Raw genomic sequence first — 1754 nt, 5'->3', positions numbered from 1 at the left:
GTGGATGCATTGACGGCGATCATCGGAGCACTGGGTCATGTTCAGACTGGGCGCTGACCTGAAAGTCTACCTGCACCGCGAGCCGATCGACTTTCGGGCCGGCATCAACAGCCTTGCGGTTCTGGTCCAAGAGACGATGGCGCTCGATCCGTTTGCTCCGGCGGTTTTTGCGTTCTGCAATCGCCGTCGCGACCGGATGAAGCTCCTGTTCTTCGATCGGTCGGGCTTTGTGCTGGTCCTGAAGCGGCTGACCGAGGACAAGTTCCGGTGGCCGCGCCGCGAGGCAGCGGTGGTCACGCTTACGACCGAGCAATTGCACTGGATCCTCGACGGCATCGATATCGATGCGATGGTCCGCCATCCGGTGCGGCAATATCAGGTTGCTGGTTGAGGGCTCTCGAATTGAGCGGTTGACGCGGCGGCATGCTTTCGATGCAAGAAGCTGATGAATCGACCCGGCGAACCGACTGTTGAAGAGTTGATGGCGCGTATTGCTGCGCTGCAGGCGGAGAACCGTCAGCTCACAGAGCGAGTCGTCAAACTTGAGGAAGAGCTGGCGCTTGCGCGGCTGCATCGTTTTGCGCCGCGCAGCGAAAAGCACGTTGATCGCATCTTCAATGAAGCCGAACAGGTTGCTGATGACGATGATAGCGATGTCGTCGACCTGCCGGACACAGGGTGGCCACCAGTCGAAAGCGCGACGGGAAAGAAACGCGGACGCAGGCCGCTGCCGGAAAACCTGCCGCGCGAGCGCGTCGAGTATGACCTTCCCGACGATCAGAAGGCCTGTCCTTGCTGTAGTGGCCGGATGCATCGCATGGGCGAGGCCGTTACCGAGCAACTTCATATCGAGGTGAAGGCGAAGGTTTTGCAGAATGTGCGGTTCAAGTATGCATGCCGTCACTGTGACCGGACCGGCATCAACACGCCGATTGTCATCGCGCCGATGCCCGCACAGCCCTTGCCGGGCAGCATCGCCACGGCCTCGACACTGGCCTTCGCGCTCGTTCACAAGTACGTCGACGGCACACCGCTCTACCGTCTGGCGCAGGCCTTTGAGCGCGCCGGGGTTCCTGTCAGCCGAGGCGCTCTGGGTCATTGGGTGATCGGTTCGAGCGAAAAACATCTGCATCGCATCTATGACGCGCTGAAACTGCGGCTCAGATCGCAAACCCTCATCCATGGCGACGAGACGACGGTTCAGGTGCTGAAGGAAAAGGACAGGGAAGCCACCAGCACATCGGACATGTGGGCTTATCGAAGCGGCGAGGACAGCGACGAACCGATCGTGCTGCTCGATTATCAACCGGGTCGCGGCCAGATACACCCGCAGACCTTCCTTGGCGATTACCGCGGCATAGTGATGAGTGATGGCTATTCCGCTTGGCGCACGCTGGAAGGGGCAACGCATCTTGGATGCATGGCCCATTCGAGGCGGCGCTTTGTCGAGGCCCTGAAGACGAGAAAGAAAGGTGGCGGGCCGCCGGAGCGGGCGCTCCGGTTCTTCGAACAGCTCTATCGGGTTGAAAGACAGGCGCGGAACGAAATCCCCGATGACGGCGAAACGCGAGATCACTGCATTCGCCGCTTCCGCCAGCAACATAGTGTCCCCATTCTCCATGCTCTCAAGGCATGGCTCGACGACATCGCCCCGAAAGTCTTGCCGGACAGCAAGCTCGGCGACGCCGTCTCCTACACCCTGAACCAATGGGGATATCTGACTCGTTACACCGAGGACGGCAGAATGCCGATCG

2 protein-coding genes are annotated in these 1754 nt (G+C 60.3%); both read left to right on the top strand.

Translation table 11 applies throughout. From position 1 onward, the window contains the following. Positions 1-37: 37 nt before the first annotated feature. Positions 38-391, top strand: a complete 354-nt coding sequence (tnpB, locus tag CO676_RS34210; RefSeq protein ID WP_014761846.1) for an IS66 family insertion sequence element accessory protein TnpB — start codon at positions 38-40, stop codon at positions 389-391. Between the two features lie 54 nt (positions 392-445). Further along, positions 446-1754 (top strand): IS66 family transposase (locus tag CO676_RS34205; RefSeq protein ID WP_097524304.1); only part of this gene is annotated, 1309 nt, incomplete at its 3' end.

This window comes from Sinorhizobium sp. BJ1 (genome assembly GCF_002531555.1).
GTDB classification, from domain to species: domain Bacteria; phylum Pseudomonadota; class Alphaproteobacteria; order Rhizobiales; family Rhizobiaceae; genus Sinorhizobium; species Sinorhizobium fredii_B.
The sequence above is the reverse complement of the archived record's forward strand: the minus strand, read 5'-3'. Positions and strand labels throughout refer to the sequence as shown.

Coding starts and splice junctions, on each gene's coding strand:
- tnpB (WP_014761846.1), top strand. CDS start 38: ATGTTCAGACTGGGCGCTGACCTGAAAGTCTACCTGCACCGCGAGCCG.